The organism is Burkholderia vietnamiensis LMG 10929, assembly GCF_000959445.1.
Taxonomy (GTDB): Bacteria; Pseudomonadota; Gammaproteobacteria; order Burkholderiales; family Burkholderiaceae; genus Burkholderia; species Burkholderia vietnamiensis.
In genome coordinates this window covers 1,441,515-1,460,330 of record NZ_CP009631.1, presented here as the reverse complement: position 1 = coordinate 1,460,330, position 18,816 = coordinate 1,441,515, and the positions used below count along the sequence as shown (strand labels likewise).

19 protein-coding genes are annotated in these 18,816 nt (G+C 68.6%); 9 read left to right on the top strand and 10 right to left on the bottom strand.

What is annotated here, in order from left to right; genetic code table 11:
- Positions 1-26 precede the first annotated feature (26 nt).
- Positions 27-818, top strand: coding sequence for a 3-deoxy-manno-octulosonate cytidylyltransferase (kdsB, locus tag AK36_RS16660; RefSeq protein ID WP_014723514.1), 792 nt, complete (start codon positions 27-29; stop codon positions 816-818).
- Positions 819-1,025: 207 nt separating this feature from the next.
- Entirely contained in the window at positions 1,026-1,688 is a 663-nt protein-coding gene (adk, locus tag AK36_RS16655; protein WP_014723515.1) for an adenylate kinase, read from the top strand.
- A 150-nt stretch (positions 1,689-1,838) separates the two neighbouring features.
- Here the strand turns inward: adk and AK36_RS16650 are convergent, their stop codons facing one another.
- Complete coding sequence (locus AK36_RS16650; RefSeq protein WP_011885813.1) at positions 1,839-2,681, bottom strand: SirB1 family protein; 843 nt, start codon at positions 2,679-2,681, stop codon at positions 1,839-1,841.
- Between the two features lie 8 nt (positions 2,682-2,689).
- Positions 2,690-4,240 (bottom strand): murein biosynthesis integral membrane protein MurJ, encoded by a 1,551-nt coding sequence (murJ, locus tag AK36_RS16645; RefSeq protein ID WP_011885814.1) that lies wholly within the window; start codon positions 4,238-4,240, stop codon positions 2,690-2,692.
- A gap of 304 nt (positions 4,241-4,544) precedes the next feature.
- Here murJ and rpsT point away from each other — a divergent pair, with 304 nt between their 5' ends.
- A complete protein-coding gene (gene rpsT, locus AK36_RS16640; protein WP_006482211.1) occupies positions 4,545-4,817 on the top strand; it encodes a 30S ribosomal protein S20 in 273 nt (90 codons plus the stop codon).
- 140 nt (positions 4,818-4,957) lie between these two features.
- On the opposite strand, the gene AK36_RS16635 is transcribed toward rpsT, so the two are convergent.
- Positions 4,958-5,278: a DUF3579 domain-containing protein gene (locus AK36_RS16635; RefSeq protein ID WP_011885815.1), complete on the bottom strand. Its 321-nt coding sequence runs from the start codon at positions 5,276-5,278 to the stop codon at positions 4,958-4,960.
- Positions 5,279-5,692: 414 nt separating this feature from the next.
- On the opposite strand from AK36_RS16635, the gene argF reads away from it, so the two are divergent.
- The gene (argF, locus tag AK36_RS16630; RefSeq protein WP_011885816.1) at positions 5,693-6,622 is read left to right on the top strand and encodes an ornithine carbamoyltransferase; all 930 of its coding nucleotides are present in this window, start codon (positions 5,693-5,695) and stop codon (positions 6,620-6,622) included.
- A gap of 114 nt (positions 6,623-6,736) precedes the next feature.
- Here the strand turns inward: argF and murB are convergent, their stop codons facing one another.
- Positions 6,737-7,786 (bottom strand): UDP-N-acetylmuramate dehydrogenase, encoded by a 1,050-nt coding sequence (murB, locus tag AK36_RS16625; protein WP_045578840.1) that lies wholly within the window; start codon positions 7,784-7,786, stop codon positions 6,737-6,739.
- Between the two features lie 134 nt (positions 7,787-7,920).
- Between murB and AK36_RS16620 the strand changes: the two genes are divergently transcribed.
- Positions 7,921-8,406: a YajQ family cyclic di-GMP-binding protein gene (locus AK36_RS16620; RefSeq protein WP_011885818.1), complete on the top strand. Its 486-nt coding sequence runs from the start codon at positions 7,921-7,923 to the stop codon at positions 8,404-8,406.
- An 84-nt stretch (positions 8,407-8,490) separates the two neighbouring features.
- Here the strand turns inward: AK36_RS16620 and plsY are convergent, their stop codons facing one another.
- Together plsY and ybaK are read right to left on the bottom strand one after the other, a co-directional pair.
- A complete protein-coding gene (gene plsY, locus AK36_RS16615; protein WP_045578839.1) occupies positions 8,491-9,129 on the bottom strand; it encodes a glycerol-3-phosphate 1-O-acyltransferase PlsY in 639 nt (212 codons plus the stop codon).
- 176 nt (positions 9,130-9,305) lie between these two features.
- Positions 9,306-9,797 (bottom strand): Cys-tRNA(Pro) deacylase, encoded by a 492-nt coding sequence (gene ybaK, locus AK36_RS16610; RefSeq protein WP_011885820.1) that lies wholly within the window; start codon positions 9,795-9,797, stop codon positions 9,306-9,308.
- Positions 9,798-10,041: 244 nt separating this feature from the next.
- Between ybaK and AK36_RS16605 the strand changes: the two genes are divergently transcribed.
- Positions 10,042-11,604: a class I adenylate-forming enzyme family protein gene (locus AK36_RS16605; RefSeq protein WP_011885821.1), complete on the top strand. Its 1,563-nt coding sequence runs from the start codon at positions 10,042-10,044 to the stop codon at positions 11,602-11,604.
- 15 nt (positions 11,605-11,619) lie between these two features.
- Here the strand turns inward: AK36_RS16605 and xerD are convergent, their stop codons facing one another.
- The 3 genes from xerD to queG are packed head-to-tail and all read right to left on the bottom strand — an operon-like array spanning position 11,620 to position 14,334.
- Positions 11,620-12,582: a site-specific tyrosine recombinase XerD gene (gene xerD, locus AK36_RS16600; protein WP_011885822.1), complete on the bottom strand. Its 963-nt coding sequence runs from the start codon at positions 12,580-12,582 to the stop codon at positions 11,620-11,622.
- Positions 12,579-13,049: a methylated-DNA--[protein]-cysteine S-methyltransferase gene (locus tag AK36_RS16595; RefSeq protein WP_011885823.1), complete on the bottom strand. Its 471-nt coding sequence runs from the start codon at positions 13,047-13,049 to the stop codon at positions 12,579-12,581. Before AK36_RS16595 ends, xerD begins: the two co-directional genes overlap by 4 nt.
- Positions 13,050-13,107: 58 nt before the next feature.
- The gene (queG, locus tag AK36_RS16590) at positions 13,108-14,334 is read right to left on the bottom strand and encodes a tRNA epoxyqueuosine(34) reductase QueG (protein ID WP_034192642.1); all 1,227 of its coding nucleotides are present in this window, start codon (positions 14,332-14,334) and stop codon (positions 13,108-13,110) included.
- Between the two features lie 17 nt (positions 14,335-14,351).
- Between queG and AK36_RS16585 the strand changes: the two genes are divergently transcribed.
- Together AK36_RS16585 and AK36_RS16580 are read left to right on the top strand one after the other, a co-directional pair.
- Entirely contained in the window at positions 14,352-14,903 is a 552-nt protein-coding gene (locus AK36_RS16585) for a bifunctional tRNA (adenosine(37)-N6)-threonylcarbamoyltransferase complex ATPase subunit type 1 TsaE/phosphotransferase (RefSeq protein ID WP_014723523.1), read from the top strand.
- Positions 14,885-16,402 (top strand): N-acetylmuramoyl-L-alanine amidase, encoded by a 1,518-nt coding sequence (locus AK36_RS16580; protein ID WP_011885826.1) that lies wholly within the window; start codon positions 14,885-14,887, stop codon positions 16,400-16,402. Before AK36_RS16585 ends, AK36_RS16580 begins: the two co-directional genes overlap by 19 nt.
- Positions 16,403-16,517: 115 nt before the next feature.
- Here AK36_RS16580 and AK36_RS16575 read toward each other — a convergent pair whose 3' ends face one another.
- The gene (locus AK36_RS16575) at positions 16,518-17,396 is read right to left on the bottom strand and encodes an EamA family transporter (protein WP_174479792.1); all 879 of its coding nucleotides are present in this window, start codon (positions 17,394-17,396) and stop codon (positions 16,518-16,520) included.
- Positions 17,397-17,909: 513 nt separating this feature from the next.
- On the opposite strand from AK36_RS16575, the gene AK36_RS16570 reads away from it, so the two are divergent.
- The gene (locus tag AK36_RS16570) at positions 17,910-18,791 is read left to right on the top strand and encodes a pirin family protein (RefSeq protein WP_045578837.1); all 882 of its coding nucleotides are present in this window, start codon (positions 17,910-17,912) and stop codon (positions 18,789-18,791) included.
- Positions 18,792-18,816 lie beyond the last annotated feature (25 nt).

Here is an 18,816-nt window from a genome sequence, read left to right as displayed (position 1 = left end):
CCCGCTCTTCTCTTCGCCCCGTTCCGATGACCCATCCGCAGCCCTTCATCGCCGTCATTCCTGCCCGGCTCGCGTCGACGCGCCTGCCGAACAAGCCGCTCGCCGACGTCGGCGGCAAGCCGATGGTCGTGCGCGTCGCCGAGCGGGCCCGCGAAGCCGGCGCCCAGCAGGTGCTCGTCGCGTCCGACACGCAGGCCGTCCTCGACGCCGCGCGCGATCACGGTTTCGACGCGGTGCTCACGCGCGCCGACCATCCGTCCGGCACCGATCGGCTCGCGGAAGTCGCGGCGACGTTCGGATGGCGTGACGACACGGTCGTCGTCAACGTGCAGGGCGACGAACCGCTGATCGACCCGACGCTGGTGCGCGACGTAGCGTCGCACCTGGCCGCGCATCCGGACTGCGCGATCGCGACCGCCGCGCATCCGATCCACGATGCGGCCGACGTGTTCAACCCGAACGTCGTGAAGGTCGCGCTCGACGCGCGCAGCGTCGCGATGTACTTCTCGCGCGCGCCGATTCCGTGGAGCCGCGACGCGTACCAGCCGCACTGGCCCGACGTCGCGGCGATGCCCGCACCGGCCTTTCCGGTGTATCGGCACATCGGTCTCTACGCGTATCGCGCGCGCTTTCTGCGCACCTATCCGTCGCTCGCGCAGGCGCCGATCGAGCAGGCCGAGCAGCTCGAACAGCTGCGCGCGATGTGGCACGGCGAACGCATCGCGGTACTGATTACCGAGCGCGCACCCGAAGCCGGCGTCGATACGCCGGCCGATCTCGCACGCGTGCAGGCCCTTTTTCGGCCGAGTTCAAAATAACCCGTGGCATAATCAGGCGATTGTGCGAGCCGTCCGCGACCCGCGCGTCCTCGCTTGACCCCGCCGCGGCCCGTGCCGGCAGCCGCGCGTCGCCATCGCCGACGCGCCGCGTCAGACCGGTCCGCCGCGCGCCAGGCAAGCCCCGCGCACGTTATCGCCGACGCTTGAGCGTCTCGCCACACGAATCTACATACCGGAGATATCACCATGCGTTTGATCCTGTTGGGCGCGCCCGGCGCGGGAAAGGGCACCCAGGCAAACTTCATCAAGGAAAAATTCGGCATCCCGCAAATCTCGACGGGTGACATGCTGCGTGCGGCCGTCAAGGCCGGCTCGCCGCTCGGCGTCGAGGCGAAGGGCTACATGGATGCCGGCAAGCTCGTCCCCGACGCGCTGATCATCGGCCTCGTGAAGGAACGCCTGAAGGAATCCGATTGCGCCAACGGCTACCTGTTCGACGGCTTCCCGCGCACGATCGCGCAGGCCGACGCGATGAAGGAAGCCGGCGTCGCGATCGACTACGTGCTCGAGATCGACGTGCCGTTCTCGGAAATCGTCGAGCGCATGAGCGGTCGTCGCACGCACCCGGCATCGGGCCGCACCTACCACGTGAAGTTCAATCCGCCGAAGGTCGAAGGCCAGGACGACGTGACGGGCGAGCCGCTGATCCAGCGCGACGACGACAAGGAAGAAACCGTCAAGAAGCGCCTCGAAGTGTACGAAGCGCAGACCAAGCCGCTGATCACGTATTACGGCGACTGGGCGCAGCGCGGCGAGGAGAACGGCCTGAAGGCGCCGCAGTATCGGAAGATCTCGGGCCTCGGCAGCGTCGAGGAAATCCGCGAGCGTGCGTTCGAAGCGCTGAAGTAAGCAGCGTGATCGGCCGTGAGCCGCAAGCCGCCCCGTCGGGGCGGCTTTTTTTTCGACCGTGGCGGCCGGCATCGGGCCGCGATGCGCGGCGTGCCGCGTTCGGCGTTGTGCGCGCTACCGTTCTCCGCAGCCGTGCGGGCGCGTGCAGCGTCAGTCTTCGCCGTCGCGCTGCATGCGCTGCCGCAGCTCGCTCACCTGCGATTCGACGACGGTCGCGTCGTCGGCATCGGGCCGTTCGCCGAGATACTGCTCGAGATCCTCGAGCGCCGGGCGCAGGTAATCGAGCCGCGCATACGCGAAGCCGCGGTCGCGCACCTCGTCGAGCTGTTCGGGCAGCAGGATCACGAGCCGCTGCTGCACCGCGAGCAGCCGCTGCCAGCGTTCGGTCTGCAGATAGATCGTCTTCAGGTTGCGCAGCATGCGCGCGATGATCTCGCGGCTCGTCGCCGGCTGCAGCAGCGCGCGCAATGCGCTGTCGACCGCGCCCGCCGCCCGCGCGACGTACGGCTCCAGCATCTCGACCATTTCGGCTTCCGACAGCGAATGGCCGTTGGTCGGATCGATGATCAGGTCGCCGTCCGGCAGCGTCACGCGCAGCAGGAAATGGCCGGGAAACGATACGCCGCGCGCCGGCACGCCGATTTGCTCGGCGAGCTCGAGATACAGCACCGAAAGCGAGATCGGAATCCCGCGGCGGCGTTTCAGCACCGCGTTCAGGTGGCTGTTATCGGGGTCGTAATAATCGTTGTGATTGCACGCAAAGCCGAGCTCGCGAAAGAAGAACTCGTTGAGCGCGGCGACGCGGTCCTTCAGCCCCGTATCGTCGGTGAGCCGACGGCGCAGCCGCGCGGCGAGCATGTCGATCTCGGCCAGCGTGCCCTGCAGGTCGAGGTCCGGATACGCGTCCTGGGCGAGCGACAGCGCGGCTTCCGTGACGGGCAGACTGTCGTCGTCCGCCACGAGCGTGCTGAAGTAATCAAGGACGCGGGTCATTGCGGTGGTCACTTGGCGCGCCTTTTGAAGTAAGCGTATTTGAAGCCCATCACCCACAACATACCGAAATATAGTGCAGCGAACAGCACGAGGCACGCGGCCATCAGCGCGATGCGATCGAGCGGCTGCGCGCGCATGCCGGTCCAGTCGAAATTGATCGCGCACCAGTGCATCAGGCCCGCGAGCACGAGCGCGGCGCCCGTCAGCTGCACGAAGAAACGCAGCCAGCCCGGCGACGGCTGATAGATGCCGCGCTTGCGCAGGCCGAAAAACAGCAGCAGCGAATTCAGGCACGCGCCGACGCCGATGCTCAGCGTCAGACCCGCATGGCCGATCAGCGGCACGAACACGTAGTTCGAGATCTGCGTGACGATCAGCACGATGATCGCGATCTTCACCGGCGTCTTGATGTCCTGCTTCGCGTAGAAGCCCGGCGCGAGGATCTTGATCAGGATGATGCCGACGAGGCCGATCCCGTAGGTCGCAAGCGCGCGCGACACCATCGTGACCGTGTGCGCGTCGAACTTGCCGTAGTTGAACAGCGTCGCGGTGAGCGGCGTCGCGAAGAAGAACAGCGCGAGCGCGCTCGGCGCGGCGAGCAGGAACGTGACGCGCAGCCCCCAGTCGAGCAGCGCGGAATATTCGTGCGTATCGGCATCGACGTGCGCCTTCGACAGGCTCGGCAGCAGGATCGTGCCGAGCGCGACGCCGAGCAGCGCGGTCGGGAACTCCATCAGCCGGTCCGCGTAGTTGATCCACGACACCGCGCCCTGCCCGAGCCGCGATGCGATGTTGGTGTTGATGATCAGCGACAGCTGCGCGACCGACACGGCGAAGGTGGCGGGCACCATCTTCGCGAGCACGCGCTTCACGCCGCGGTGACGCAGCGCGCGCACCGGGTTGAGGCCGATCAGCGGCACCATGTCGATCTTCTTCAGGCCCGGCAGCTGCACGATGAACTGCAGCACGCCGCCCGCGATCACGGCCCACGCGAGCGCGAACACCGGCACCTTCAGGTGCGGCGCGACGAACAGCGCCGCCGCGATGAACGCGACGTTCAGCAGCACCGGCGCGAACGCGGGCAGCGAAAAGCTCTTGTAGGTGTTCAGCACGCCGGACGCGAGCGTCGTCAGCGAGATGAACACGATGTACGGGAACATGATCCGCGTCATCGTGACCGCGAGCGGGAACGCCTGCCCGTCGGCGTGCAGGCCGGACGCGACCGCGAACACGACCCACGACGCGCCGGCGATGCCGAGCACCGACAGCGCGGCGAGCGCCCACGCGAGCACGGTCGACATCGCGTCGACGAGCGCCTTGGTCGCGTCGTGCCCCTGCTGGTTCTTGAACTCGGCGAGGATCGGCACGAACGCCTGCGAGAACGCACCTTCGGCGGACAGGCGGCGCAGCAGGTTCGGAATGCGGAACGCGACGTAGAACGCGTCGGTGTATTGACTGGCGCCGAACGCACGGGCGATCAGCGTCTCGCGGGCCAGTCCGGTCACGCGCGACAGCAGCGTGAAGCCGCTGACCGTCAGCAGGGCTCGGAATAGATTCATGGGGCGCTTATTATACGGGGCTTGTGTGTGCCGGCACGGACGGATGCGGAAAAGCGCATGCCGCGCGCGGCCTCTCTCGGGCGCCAGTCACTTCCGGCTTGCCACGCACTTGATTTTGTTGCTATAATCGCCGGTTTCTGAGCCTGTTACATGCACGGCGCCTGTCGTTTTCATGTCTCGGCCTCGGTTAAAATCACCGTTTTTTTATGCGCCCCTGGGCAATCGTTCTCAGGGGACGGATCGAAAAGCAGCGCTTGGCCGTCAGGCTCCAAGCTCTGGAAACAGGACAGGATAAGGAACCGTCATGGCTAACTCCGCACAAGCACGCAAGCGCGCCCGCCAGGCCGCGAAGGCAAATTCGCACAACTCGGCGCTGCGCTCGAAATTCCGCACCGCGATCAAGTCGGTTCGCAAGGCTGTTGAAGCCGGCGACCAGGCAAAGGCTGCCGAGCTGTTCAAGGCTGCCGTGAAGACGATCGACACGATCGCCGACAAGAAGATCGTTCACAAGAACAAGGCCGCTCGCAGCAAGAGCCGCCTCGCCGCAGCCGTCAAGGGCCTGCAGGCAGCAGCGTAAATCCGGTGTGCCCGCTTCGGCGGGCGCCCTGTTTCCTGCGATCGTGAAAAAGCCCGCCTAGGCGGGCTTTTTTGCTGTGCGCGCGCCGCGCGCGTCGGGCCGCATGGGCACCACGCGCAAGCAGGCGTCGCGCGCCTCGCTCACTTCTTGTCGTTGTAGTCCGGCAATTCGCAGGCTTCGGTCACGACGAGGTTGTTGTCCTTCGCGAAGTTGAGCACGAAATCGAATGCCATCGGCTCGATGTCGCGCAGCCGCGAATCGAGAATCACGCATTTCAGATCGCCGAGCATCGTCGGGCGCACGTACAGCGAATACTTCAGCCGTGCATTCGGTCCGCTTGCACCGGGCCCGAAACAGGCCATCACGCCGGCCAGACGCTCCGACCAGTCGCTCGGGCGAAACTTTTTCCCGTCTTTCGTGATGCCCTGGATGAAGAATTCGGTCGGAGGGGTTTCAGCCATGTGGTTACCCAAGTGACGGCCCGGCAATGCCCAGGCGACGCTGCCTGGAGATGCGAACACGAGCTGGAGTGGACGGCGGCGCAGATGCTCCGACATCCCGAAAAGAGGCCGTCGCGCCATGCCGCCAGCGCGCCGCACCGGATTTGTGCAGCGCACCCGCTTGTGTCCGGCAGTACGCGAAGAGGCTTGTCTGCCGGGCTGGAGAAAACTTTTGAATTATACCGCAGCGCGCCATCGCGCGTCGTGCCGAGCCCCACTGCCCGACTCGCGGGCCGTCCGCGCGACGATCCATCCCCGCTTTTCGCCACGGCTCGTCAAAGCACGGAAAATCCATTATGCTGCTTTGAGTTATCCACATCCGACGGCGGCGCCGTCCGGCTCCGCTGCCGGGTGAGACCCGCCGTATTTCGTTTCATGACCGCCAAAACCATTCGTCACTACCTGCAGTTCAAGGATTTCTCGCTGGAAGACTACGAGTACGTGCTCGAACGCACGGGTATCCTGAAGCGCAAGTTCAAGAACTACGAGACCTACCATCCGCTGCACGATCGCACGCTCGCGATGATCTTCGAGAAGAGCTCGACGCGCACGCGGCTGTCGTTCGAAGCCGGCATCTTCCAGCTCGGCGGCCACGCGGTGTTCATGAGCACGCGCGACACGCAGCTCGGCCGCGGCGAGCCGGTCGAGGATTCCGCGCAGGTGATCTCGCGGATGGTCGACATCATCATGATCCGCACGTTCGAGCAGGACGTGATCACGCGCTTCGCGCAAAACTCGCGCGTGCCGGTGATCAACGGCCTGACCAACGAATACCATCCGTGTCAGGTCCTCGCCGACATCTTCACGTACTACGAACACCGCGGCCCGATCGCCGGCAAGACGGTTGCGTGGGTCGGCGATGCGAACAACATGCTGTACACGTGGATCGAAGCCGCGCAGATTCTCGGCTTCAAGCTGCGCCTGTCGACGCCGCCGGGCTACGCGCTCGACATGAAGCTCGTGTCGCCCGACAGCGCGCCGTTCTACGAAGTGTTCGACGATCCGAACGAAGCGTGCAAGGGCGCCGATCTCGTGACGACCGACGTGTGGACGAGCATGGGCTTCGAAGCGGAGAACGAAGCGCGCAAGCAGGCGTTCGCCGACTGGTGCGTCGACGAGGAAATGATGGGCTACGCGAACGCGGACGCGCTGTTCATGCACTGCCTGCCCGCGCACCGCGGCGAGGAAGTGACGGCCGGCGTGATCGACGGGCCGCAGAGCGTCGTGTGGGACGAGGCGGAAAACCGCCTGCACGTGCAGAAGGCGCTGATGGAGTTCCTGCTGCTGGGCCGTCTCAAGCACTGAACGCAGCCGCCGCATCGCCGCGCAATGCGGCACGTGCGAACGAAGAAGCGCCGATCGTCGATCGGCGCTTTTTTTCGCCGCGACAGCCCACGCGCCGCGCGACCCGAGGCCGCGCTACAGGCAGACGGGTTCGGGCTCCAGCTCCACACCGAAGCGCACGCGCACGTCGTGCTGGATCGCCCGCGCGAGCGCGAGCACGTCGGCGCCGGTCGCGCCGCCGCGATTCACCAGGACGAGCGCCTGCCGCTCGTGTACGGCCGCCGCGCCGAGCGCGCGCCCTTTCCAGCCGCACTGGTCGATCAGCCAGCCGGCCGCGAGCTTCACCTGGCCGTCCGGCTGCGGATACGACACGACGTCCGGCGCGCGCGCGCGCAATGCATCGAATTGCGCGGCGTCGATCACAGGGTTCTTGAAGAAGCTGCCGGCATTGCCGAGTACGCGCGGATCGGGCAGCTTCGCGCGGCGGATCGCGACGACCGCATCGAACACGTCGCGCGGCGTGGCCGCGTCGGGCGCGATGCCGCGCGCGTCGAGTTCGCGCGTGACGTCCGCGTAGCCGAGCCGCGGCGTCCAGCGCTTGGGGAGCCGGAACGTCACCGCGACGATCGCGAAGCGGCCGCGCCCGTCCCGCTTGAAGAAGCTATCGCGATAGCCGAACGCGCAGCGCGCGGCGTCGAAGCGCTCGCTGCGTCCCGTCGCCAGCTCGACCGCGATCAGCGAGTCGAAGTACGCCTTCATCTCGAGGCCGTATGCGCCGATGTTCTGGATCGGCGCCGCGCCGACGGTGCCCGGAATCAACGCGAGGTTCTCGAGCCCCGGCATCCCCTGCTCGAGCGTCCACGCGACGAACGCGTGCCACGGCTCGCCGCCGCCGGCTTCGACGTACCACGCGTCGTCGTCCTCGCGCACCACGCGGCGGCCGCCGATCTCGTCGAGCAGCACGACGCCGTCGAAATCGCGCGTGAACACGACGTTGCTGCCGCCGCCGAGCACGAGCTGCGGCAGCGACGCGACGCGCGGATCGCGGTGCAGCGCCTCGAACTGCGCGGCGTGCGTGATGCGCGCCGCATAGCGCGCGGTCGCGGCGATGCCGAACGTGTTGTGCGCGGCGAGCGGATGGTCGGGAAGCAGCGACAGCGGGGAATCGTCAGGAGGCATCGGCATTCGCGTGGCGTCAGCCGGGCGGCCGGACGGCCGGCCTTGGGCAAACGCAGGGGCATCGGTAAAATGGCAAACAGTCCGCAATTATAGCGAGTGCCCGCGCGTGAGCCGGGCGCCGCACCTCAAGGGAGAATGCCATGCCATCGTTCGACGTCGTTTCCGAAGCGAACATGATCGAAGTGAAGAACGCCATCGAGCAGTCGAACAAGGAAATCTCGACACGCTTCGACTTCAAGGGCTCGGACGCGCGCGTCGAGCAGAAGGAGCGCGAGCTGACGCTGTTCGCCGACGACGATTTCAAGCTCGGCCAGGTCAAGGACGTACTGATCGGCAAGCTCGCGAAGCGCAACGTCGACGTGCGCTTCCTCGACTACGGCAAGGTCGAGAAGATCGGCGGCGACAAGGTCAAGCAGATCGTCACCGTGAAAAAGGGCGTGACGGGCGACCTCGCCAAGAAAATCGTCAGGCTCGTGAAAGACAGCAAGATCAAGGTGCAGGCGAGCATCCAGGGCGATGCGGTGCGCGTGGCCGGCACGAAGCGCGACGATCTGCAGAGCGTGATCGCGATGCTGCGCAAGGACGTGACCGACACGCCGCTCGACTTCAACAACTTCCGCGACTGAGCGACGTCGCCGGCCGCCAAGTCGGCCGGCCGCGCACACCGGCTGCCGCACCGCGCGGCAGCCGCGACGCCTCGACACCGCGCGTCAGACCTTTCCGCCGCCTTGCGCGCCGCCGTCGGCCGCAGCCTTCTTCTTGTCGCCGATCCGGCTCTCCTGCCCCGCCAGCAGCTTCGCGATGTTGCCGCGGTGACGCCACACCAGCAACACGCTCATCGCCAGCACCGCCCAGGCGATCGGATTGTTGCGCGTGCCGAACAGGAACACGTCGAACACCGGCGCGAATACGGCGGCCACCAGCGCCGCGAGCGACGAATAGCGGACGAAGAACGCGACGATCAGCCAGGTCAGCGCGGTCGCGAGGCCGAGCACCGGATGCACGGCCAGCAGCACGCCGGCCGCGGTCGCGACGCCCTTGCCGCCCTGGAAGCGGAAGAACACCGGATACAGGTGACCGACGAACACGGCGATCGCGACCCATGCGACGGCGACGTCGGGCATCCCGAAGTGCCGCGCGAGCCACACGGCGAACCAGCCCTTGAACGCGTCGCCGACGAGCGTCAGGATCGCGGCCTTCTTGTTGCCGCTGCGCAGCACGTTGGTCGCGCCGGGATTCTTCGACCCGTACGAACGGGGATCGGCCAGGCCCATCGCGGCGCTGACGATGACGGCGAACGACACCGAACCGATCAGATAGGCAACAAGTGCGGCGAGCAGGATCTGCATGCGGAGAACTCTTCTTTCAACGTATCGATGATGGGGGCGGCCGGGCAGGCACGCGCGCCGCGCGGTGAAGCGCGGCCGCGTTACACACGAGCCGCGGCGGCCGGCCGGGCGGGCCGACCGGCCGAAACGGCGCCCATTCTACCGAACGTGCAGCGCGTGCGACGAAGGTGAAACCCTCAGTCGACGCTCGCGCACTGCACGGGCGTCGCGCCGAGCAGCGTCGTGAGCACCGCCGGCGCGAGGCTCACGAGATAGCCGCGGCGGCCGCCGTTCAGATAGATCGTCGGCAATTCGAGGATGGTCGACTCGACGTAGACGGGCATCGTCTTGCGGGTGCCGAACGGCGACGTGCCGCCGACCAGATAGCCCGAGTGGCGGTTCGCGACGTCCGGCTTGCACGGCTCGACGCGCTTCGCGCCGATCTGCCGCGCGAGGTTCTTGGTCGACACCGTACGATCGCCGTGCATCAGCACGATCAGCGGCTTCGCGTGCTCGTCTTCCATCACGAGCGTCTTCACGACGCAGTGCTCGTCCACGCCGAGCTGGCGCGCCGATTCGCCGGTGCCGCCGTGCTCGACGTAGTCGTACGGATATTCGTCGAACGCGACGCCGTGGCGGCGCAGCAACTGGGTCGCGGGGGTTTCGGACACGTGTCTGGATTTGCTCATCGCCGCATTTTAATGGCGAACGACCGGCATGCGCGCCATTGCGCCATCGCACGATCGCGTGCGGACGTCGGCGGTATACTCGCGGCCCGCTGGCGCAGCCCAGCCGGCCGGCCGCTGCGCCATCATTGCGGACATCGCGACGCGCTATTGACCGAATGGCCGATTGTGGCGGCCCGGCCGCCATGGCACGATCGTTCGCAACGCTGCCCGTGCCGCTGCCCGTGCCCTTCTTCATGGAGACGTCATGTCCTCGTCCGTTCGCTCATCCGCGCCGCCCGACGTCGCGGCCCTGCTCGCCGCGCTGCCCGCTCGCATCGCCGACGTGCCCGCGCTGCGGGCCGCGCAAGCGCCCACGCACCCGGCGCTGATCGAGGACGCGCGCCGCCTGTCGTACGCCGAACTCGCCGAGGCCGTCGACACGGCCGCGGCCCGGCTCGTCGCGCTCGGCGTGCGCGGCGGCGATCGCGTGATGATCGTCGCGGAAAACAGCGTCGCGCAGATCGTGCTGCTGCTCGCAGCCGCGCGCGTCGATGCGTGGGCGCTGGTGTCGAACGCGCGCCTGGCAGCCAGCGAACTCGACGCGATCGCCGCGCATGCGCGCCCGAAGCTGATCGCGTTCGCGACCGAAGCCTCGCCCGATGCGCGCGCGCATGCCGCGCGCTACCGCGCCGCGCCCGCCGACGCGCTGCCGATCGACATCGGCGCGTGGTCGCATCACGTCGACGCCGACGCGCCGGCCGAGCCGGTCGCGGCCGACGGCGCCGCTCAGTGCGCGGCGCTGATCTACACGACCGGCACGACGGGCGCGCCCAAAGGCGTGATGCTGTCGCATCGCAACCTGCTGTTCGTCGCCGCGACGTCGAGCGCGCTGCGCCGCGTGTCGCCCGACGACGTCGTCTATACGGTGCTGCCCGTGTCGCACGTGTACGGGCTCGCGTCGGTCTGCCTCGGCAGCCTGTACGCAGGCGCGACGCTGCGCCTCGCGCCGCGCTACTCGCCCGAAGCCGTGCGCGTCGCGCTCGCCGACGAACGCGTGACGATCTTCCAGGGCGTGCCCGCGATGCATGCGAAGCTGCTCGAGCACCTGCACACGCACAGGCACGCGTGGCGCGCGCCGCGGCTGCGCTTCGCGTATTCGGGCGGCTCGCCGCTCGACGCCGACCTGAAGGCGCGCGTCGAGCGCGTGTACGGCGTGCCGTTGCACAACGGCTACGGAATGACCGAAAGCAGCCCGACGATCACGCAGACGCCGCTCGACGCGCCGCGCGCCGACTGCTCGGTCGGTACGCCGATTCCCGGCGTCGAGATGCGGATCGTCGCGCCGGACGGCGCCGACGTGCCGCGCGGCGAGGTCGGCGAAATCCGCGTGCGCGGGCCGAACGTGATGCTCGGCTACTACCGCAACGCGGACGCGACGCGCGCGGCCGTGTCGCCGGACGGCTGGCTGAGCACCGGCGATCTCGCCCGCCAGGACGCCGACGGCGCGGTGACGATCGCGGGCCGCAGCAAGGAGCTGATCATCCGCTCGGGCTTCAACGTGTATCCGGTGGAGGTCGAACAGGTGCTGAACGCACATCCGGACGTCGTGCAGGCGGCCGTCATCGGGCGCGCGGTCGACGGCAACGAGGAAGTGCTCGCGTTCGTCGAGCTCGCGCCCGGCGCGACGGCGGCCGACGCCGAACTGCATGCGTGGTGCGCGCAACGCCTCGCGCCGTACAAGCGCCCGGCCCGCATCCGCGTGCTCGACGCGCTGCCGGCCGCCTCTACCGGCAAGGTGCTGAAACACCGGCTGCGCGACCTCGCGTAGCGCGCGGCGCCGGCGCTAGCCGCGCGGATGGTGCTGCGCGTGCAGCGTCCTGAGCCGCTCGCGCGCGACGTGCGTATAGATCTGCGTGGTCGAGATGTCGCTGTGGCCGAGCAGCAGCTGCACGACGCGCAGGTCCGCGCCGTGGTTCAGCAGGTGCGTCGCGAACGCGTGCCGCAGCGTGTGCGGCGACAGGTGCGCGCGCACGTCCGCGCGCTGCGCGTGACGCTTGATGATGTTCCAGAACTGCTGGCGCGTCATCCCGTCGCCGCGCGCGGTCACGAACAGCGCGTCGGCCGCGCGCGCGCCGAGCAGCGCCGGCCGCGCGTCGCGCAGATAGCGCTCGATCCAGCCGTGCGCGACTTCGCCGAACGGCACGAGGCGCTCCTTCGAGCCCTTGCCCATCACCCGCACGACGCCCTCGTTGAGCCCCACCTCGACGGTCTTCAGCGTGACCAGTTCGCTCACGCGCAGCCCGCTTGCGTACATCAGCTCCAGCATCGTGCGATCGCGCAGCCCGAGCGGCGTGCCGATGTCCGGTGCGCCGAGCAGCGCCTCGACCTGCGCCTCCGACAGCGTCGACGGAAACCGCGCGCCCTGTTTCGCGGACGCGATCCGCAACGTCGGGTCGGCGCTCGCGCGATGCTCGCGCACGGCCCAGCCGTAGTAGCGACGGAACACCGACAGCCGCCGGTTCGACGACGTCGCCTTGCCGTCGCTGCGCGCGGCGATATAGCCGGTCACCATCGCTTCGTCGGCGGAGTCGAGCGCCGCGTGGTGGGTGGCCGCGAGCCATTGGGAAAACAGCATCAGGTCGCGCCGGTACGCATCGAGCGTATTGCGCGACAGCCCGTGCTCGAGCCACAGCGCGTCGCAGAACAGGTCGATCGACGCGCGGCTCGCGAGCTGCGCCGGCGAAGCGGCGAGCGGATCGCCGGCGGCATCGGCATCGGAAGCGGGGGAAAGCAACGGTTCGTTCATCGGTACGGCACGCCTTCATGCGCGAGCAGCCAGCGCTTCACTGTCTGGAAATAACCGCCGTCGTCGTGGTTCGCGAAACCGCCGAGGCCGCCCGCCGCGACGACGCGGTGACACGGAATCACGAGCGGAAAGTAGTTCGCGCCGCACGCCTGCCCGACCGCGCGCGGCGCGCTGCCGATCCGCTTCGCGACCTGCCCGTAGGTCAGCACCGTGCCCGGCGGAATGTCGCTGATCACGTCCCACACGCGCTGCTGGAAGGCACTGCCTACGGGCGCGAGCGGCAGGTCGAAGCGTGCCGACGCCCGCTCGAAATAGCGCTCGATCTGCTCGACCGCACGCTCGGCGAGCGGCGAATCGGGTGCGACCGACCCGACCGATTCGGGCAGATAGACGATCTCGCGCACCACCGCCGCGTCGGTGCGGATGCCGACCTTGCCGAACGGTGCGTCGATCACTGCGTTGAACATCATTCTCCTCCCGGTGAAACGCGCGGCGCCGCCGCGCCGACGACACTTTACGCCGCGTTCATGCGGCGCGCAGCGCCCATTCGACGTGCTCGCGCACGACCGGCGACGGATCGTCCGCTCGCGCGCGCAGCGCGGCGACGATCGCGTCGCGCGCAGCGGGCGCGAGCCGCCCGGCCGGCGCACGCAGCGCGTTGCCGAGCCCGACCGCGAGATTGCGCAGCCAGCTTTCGTGGCCGATGCGCCGGATCGCGCTGCCCTGCATCCGCGTGTCGAAGGTTTCGGCGTCCCAGCCGAACAGCTCGACGAGCGTCGCGCGATCGAGCCCGTGCCGCACGTCGAAATCGGCGACCGGCGCGGCCTGCGCGAACTTGTTCCACGGGCACACGAGCTGGCAGTCGTCGCAGCCGTACACGCGATTGCCGATCAACGGCCGCAGCGGCTCCGGAATGCTGCCCTTCAGCTCGATCGTCAGATACGAAATGCAGCGGCGCGCGTCGACGCGATACGGCTCGACGATCGCGCCGGTCGGGCACGCGCCGAGGCAGCGCGTACAGCTGCCGCAGTGCGCGCCGGGCGTTTCGGGCGCCGCATCGGGCGCCGTCTGCGCATCGGTCGGCAGCGCGACGTCGACGTAGATCTCGCCGAGGAAGAAGAGCGAGCCCGCGTCGCGCTGCAGCAGCAGCGTGTGCTTGCCGCGCCAGCCGACGCCGGCCTTCTGCGCGAGTTCGACCTCGAGCACCGGCGCCGAATCGGTGAACACGCGGTAGCCGTATGCGCCGATCTCGCGCTCGATGCGCTCCGCGAGCGTCTGCAGCCGGTTGCGCAGCACCTTGTGATAGTCGCGGCCGCGCGCGTAGATCGACACGACGGCCGCCTGCGGATCGTCGAGCCGGGCGCGCTCGCGGGCGCGCCAGTCGTGCGGCGCGGACGACGCGTCGGGCGCGTCGGCGGCGAGCGTCGCGGCCGGCAGATAGGCGAGCCGCGCGGAGATCACGCGTCGCGTACCGGCCACAAGTTCGGCCGGCCGCGCGCGTTTCATCCCGTGTTTCGCCATATAATCCATTTCGCCGTGGTACCCGGCTTCCAGCCAGGCGGCGAGGCCCGCTTCGGCATCCGAGAGATCGGTATCGCTGATGCCGATCGCCCCGAAACCCAATTCGCGCCCCCACGCCCTGATGCGCGCGGCGAGCGCAGTCAACGCCGCATCGTCGAGCGCGCACGGCGCCGCGCCCTCGGCACGAGTCGAAGGGCCGTCGGATGCGGCGAGTTCCGGTAAGCGGTTCATCGCACTATTTTACGAGAATGCCAGCCACGCCCCATCCGCCTCATGCAGACACGCTGCCCGCTCCGCTCGCGCAGCGCGTGATCGCACTCGCCGACGAAGCGGCGACCGAGGCCTTCGGCGCCCGCTTCGCGCATGCGCTCGACGCCGCACGCACCGAGCTGGCGCGCACCCACGCGTTCGCGGGGCTGCAGATCCAGCTGATCGGCGATCTCGGCGCGGGCAAGACGACCCTCGTGCGCGCGATCCTGCGCGGCCTCGGCCACACGGGGCGCGTGCGCAGCCCGACCTACACGCTCGTCGAACCATACGCGTTCGCGCGCGACGACGGGGAACTCGAGGTCTATCACTTCGATCTGTATCGATTCAACGATCCGGCCGAATGGTCCGACGCAGGCTTTCGCGAATATTTCAATTCGAGCGCGATCTGCCTCGTCGAATGGCCGCAACAGGCAGGCGCGCTACTCGGCGTGCCCGATCTGGTTTTCTCGCTCGACGTGGACGGCGACGGCCGCGCCCTCACCGTCCGGGCGTTCAGCGCTTCAGGAAAGGCATGTCTCGAAAGATGTTGATCAAACCGTTCCGCTCGATCGAATCGGCGGCCACCGCGACGCACAACTGGCGGCGCCGCCAGATCCTGCGCGCCGGTGCGTCGACGCTGGTGCTCGGTCTCGTCGCGCCGCGCGTCGCGCACGCATCTTCGGTGCTCGGCGTGCGCGTCTGGCCCGCGCGCGACTACACGCGCGTCACGATCGAATCCGATCAGCCGCTGCAGAACAGCCAGCAGCTGCTGCAGGGGCCGGACCGCCTCGTCGTCGACCTGAACGGCCTCGATCTCGACCAGGCGCTGCGCGACCTCGTGTCGAAGATCGCGCCAAACGATCCGCAGATCCAGTCGGTGCGCGTCGGCCAGTATCAGCCGCACGTGGTGCGGATGGTGTTCGACCTGAAGGGGTCGGTGAAACCGCAGGTGTTCACGCTGCCGCCGGTGGGCACCTACAAGTACCGGCTCGTGTTCGACCTGTATCCGGCGGTCGCGCCCGATCCGCTGACCGACCTGATCGCACAGACCGAACGCAAGGAGCAGGCGCTGAACGACAGCGCGCGCGCGCAACAGATGCAGCCGCCGTCGAGGCTCACGGGCCCGGCCACGCCGCCCGCCGCGGCCGACAACAGCGACGCGTTCTTCCAGCGCTTCGCGCAGAACACGCCGGCCGCGCCGCGCACGCCGCAGGCCGCGCCTTCGACGCCGGCGAAGCCGGCCGTCAAGCCGCCGCCCGTCATCGCGCGCCGCGACGACAGCGACGACGACGCCGACACCTACAAGTTCACCGCGCCGAAATCCGGCAAGGGCGGCACGATGCGGCTGCTGACGGTCGCGATCGATCCCGGCCACGGCGGCGAGGATCCGGGCGCGATCGGCGGCGCCGGCACCTACGAGAAGCACGTCGCGCTCGACATCGCGAAGAAGCTGCGCGCGAAGATCGACGGCGCGCCCAACATGCGCGCGATGATGACCCGCGACGCCGACTTCTTCGTGCCGCTGAACGTGCGCGTGCAGAAGGCGCGCCGCGTCGGCGCGGACCTGTTCGTGTCGATCCACGCGGACGCGTTCACGACGCCGTCCGCGAGCGGCTCGTCGGTGTTCGCGCTGTCCGACCACGGCGCGTCGAGCGCCGCCGCGCGCTGGCTCGCGAACAAGGAAAACGCATCCGACCTGATCGGCGGCATCAACATCAAGACGCAGGACGCGGCCGTGAGCCGCGCGCTGTTCGACATGTCGACCACCGCGCAGATCCGCGATTCGCTGCGCTACGGCAACTACGTACTGAAGGAAGTCGGCGGCATCAACAAGCTGCACAAGGGCTCGGTCGAGCAGGCCGGGTTCGCGGTGCTGAAGGCGCCCGACATTCCGTCGATCCTGGTCGAGACCGCGTTCATCAGCAACCCGGACGAAGAACGCAGACTCAACGACGACAGCTATCGCGAGGAAATGGCCGACGCGATCTTCCGCGGCATCAAGCGCTACTTCGCGGCCAATCCGCCGCTCGCGAAGAACCGGATGGCCTGACGTACGGCCGGTGCGAGCGGCACGGCCCGCTCGTCCTGGCCGACCTTTCCCGCGCCTGCACCGGCTTCCCCGCCCCTGCCTTTCCCGCCGCCGGCACGCGCCGCGTGCCGGCGCGTCACGACGCCGCGAAGCGGCGCAGCAGCTTCCCACCGAACACGTTCACCACGAGTCCGCCCATCACGAGCGCGGCGCCGATCAGCTGCATGCGGCTCAGGTGCTCGTCGAGCAGCAGCGCCGACGACGCGAGCCCGACGATCGGCACCAGCAGCGAGAATTGGGCGACCTGCGCGGCCGGATAGCGCGACATCAGGCGGCTCCACAAGCCGTAGCCGACGAGCGTCGCGACGAACGCGAGATAGACCACCGCGAAGATCGACGTACCGTTCAGCCCCGCGAGCGCGGCGCCGATCCGCTGCGGCCCCTCGAACCACAGCGACAGCAAGAAGAACGGCAGCGGCGGCACGAGGCTCGCCCACACGACGAGCGACACGAGGTTTGCGCGGCCGACCTTCTTCGTGACGATATTGCCGAACGCCCACATCACGGCCGAGCCGATGGTCAGCAGGAAGCCGGCGAGCGTCATCGCGGCGCCGCCCTGCACCGCGATCACGACGAGCCCGGCCGCGGCGATCGCGAGCCCCGCGAGGTTCTCGGCGCGCAGCCGCTCGCCGAGAAACAGCATCGCGAACACCAGCGTGAAGAACGCCTGCGACTGCAGCACCAGCGACGCGAGGCCGGCGGGCATCCCGACGTACATGCCGGTAAACAGGAATACGAACTGGCCGAGCTGGATCGTCGCGCCGTACAGGATCAGCATGCGCCACGGGATCTGCGGCCTGCGCACGAAGAACACCGCGGGCACCGCCGCGAGCGTGAAGCGCAGCGCACCGAGCAGCATCGGCGGCATGCCGTGCAGGCCGACCTTGATCACGACGAAGTTCACGCCCCATGCGAGGATCACGATCAGCGCAAGCAGCAGGTCCTTCGGGGCCATCATGGGAAGTCTCCTCGATAATCGGCCGGGCTGCCGAGCCGGCCAGTCTACCGAATTCGCGGCGCGATCCGCGACCCGCGCGGCGCATCGAATCGCGCCGTGCCGCGACGAGCGGTGCGGCGCATCGTGCGTGCCCGCGAGGTGACATCGTTTCGCGGGCGATTCGGCTGCGATTCGCCGCCGCTGCACCGCCGATTCGCCGCCGCATCCGAATCGCTTTCTCATCGCCGCCCCACCGCTTCGCCGTCGCGGCCCGGCCGCCCGGCCGCCGAGCCACGCCGCCTCACCCACCTCGCCCACCTCGCCCGCCTCGCCCACCTCGCCCGCCTCACCCACCTCACCCACCTCGCCTCATGCGCTTCGTGCGCTTCGTCCGCCTCGTCCGCCTCGTCCGCCTCGCCTCGTCTGCCTCACCTCGTCCGCCTCGCCCCGAATTGCCCACGCTGCCCGCACGCGCGCCGCCACCGCCCCAGTACAATGACCGGCACCGCGCCGCTCCCCACGAGACCCGTCATGACCGATTCGATCAAAGCCCTGCTGAAACCGCACTTGCGCGACATCGGCAACCTGCAGGTGCGCCGCACGCTTCCCGCACTCGCCGCCCGCCTCGTCGGCCCGTTCATCTTCTTCGATCACATGGGGCCCGCGGCGCTGCCGCCGGGCACCGGCCTCGACGTGCGCCCGCATCCGCATATCGGGCTCGCGACCGTCACGTATCTGTTCGACGGCGCGATCCTGCACCGCGACAGCCTCGGCTCGCTGCAGGAAATCGTGCCGGGCGACGTCAACTGGATGACGGCCGGCCGCGGGATCGTCCACTCGGAGCGCACGCCCGACGCGCTGCGTGAGAGCGGCCATACCGTGCACGGGATCCAGACCTGGGTCGCGCTGCCGGTCGCGCACGAAACCACCGAGCCATCGTTCGAGCACCATGCGGCCGACACGCTGCCGACGCGCGACGAAGGCGGCGTGTCGCTGACGGTGATCGCCGGCGACGCTTTCGGCCTGCGCTCGCCGGTCACGACGTTCTCGCGCACGCTGTACGTCGCCGCCCGGTTCGCGGCCGGCAGCCGTCTCGAGCTCGACGCGTCGCACGAGGAGCGGGCCGTCTACGTCGTCGACGGCGACCTCACGATCGACGGCACGCCGGTGCCGGCGCAACAGATGGCCGTGCTCGTGCCGGGCACGACCGTCACGCTCGCGAGCAGCGGCGGCGCGCGCGCGATGCTGCTCGGCGGCGACAAGCTCGACGGCGAGCGCTTCATCGAATGGAATTTCGTCGCGAGCAGCCGCGATGCGATCGAGCGGGCGAAACAGGCGTGGACGAAGCAGGAAATGGGCAAGGTGCCCGGCGAAACCGAGTGGATTCCGCTGCCCGCAGCGAAGCCGCGTTGAAAAACGCGCGCGCCGCCCCCATCCT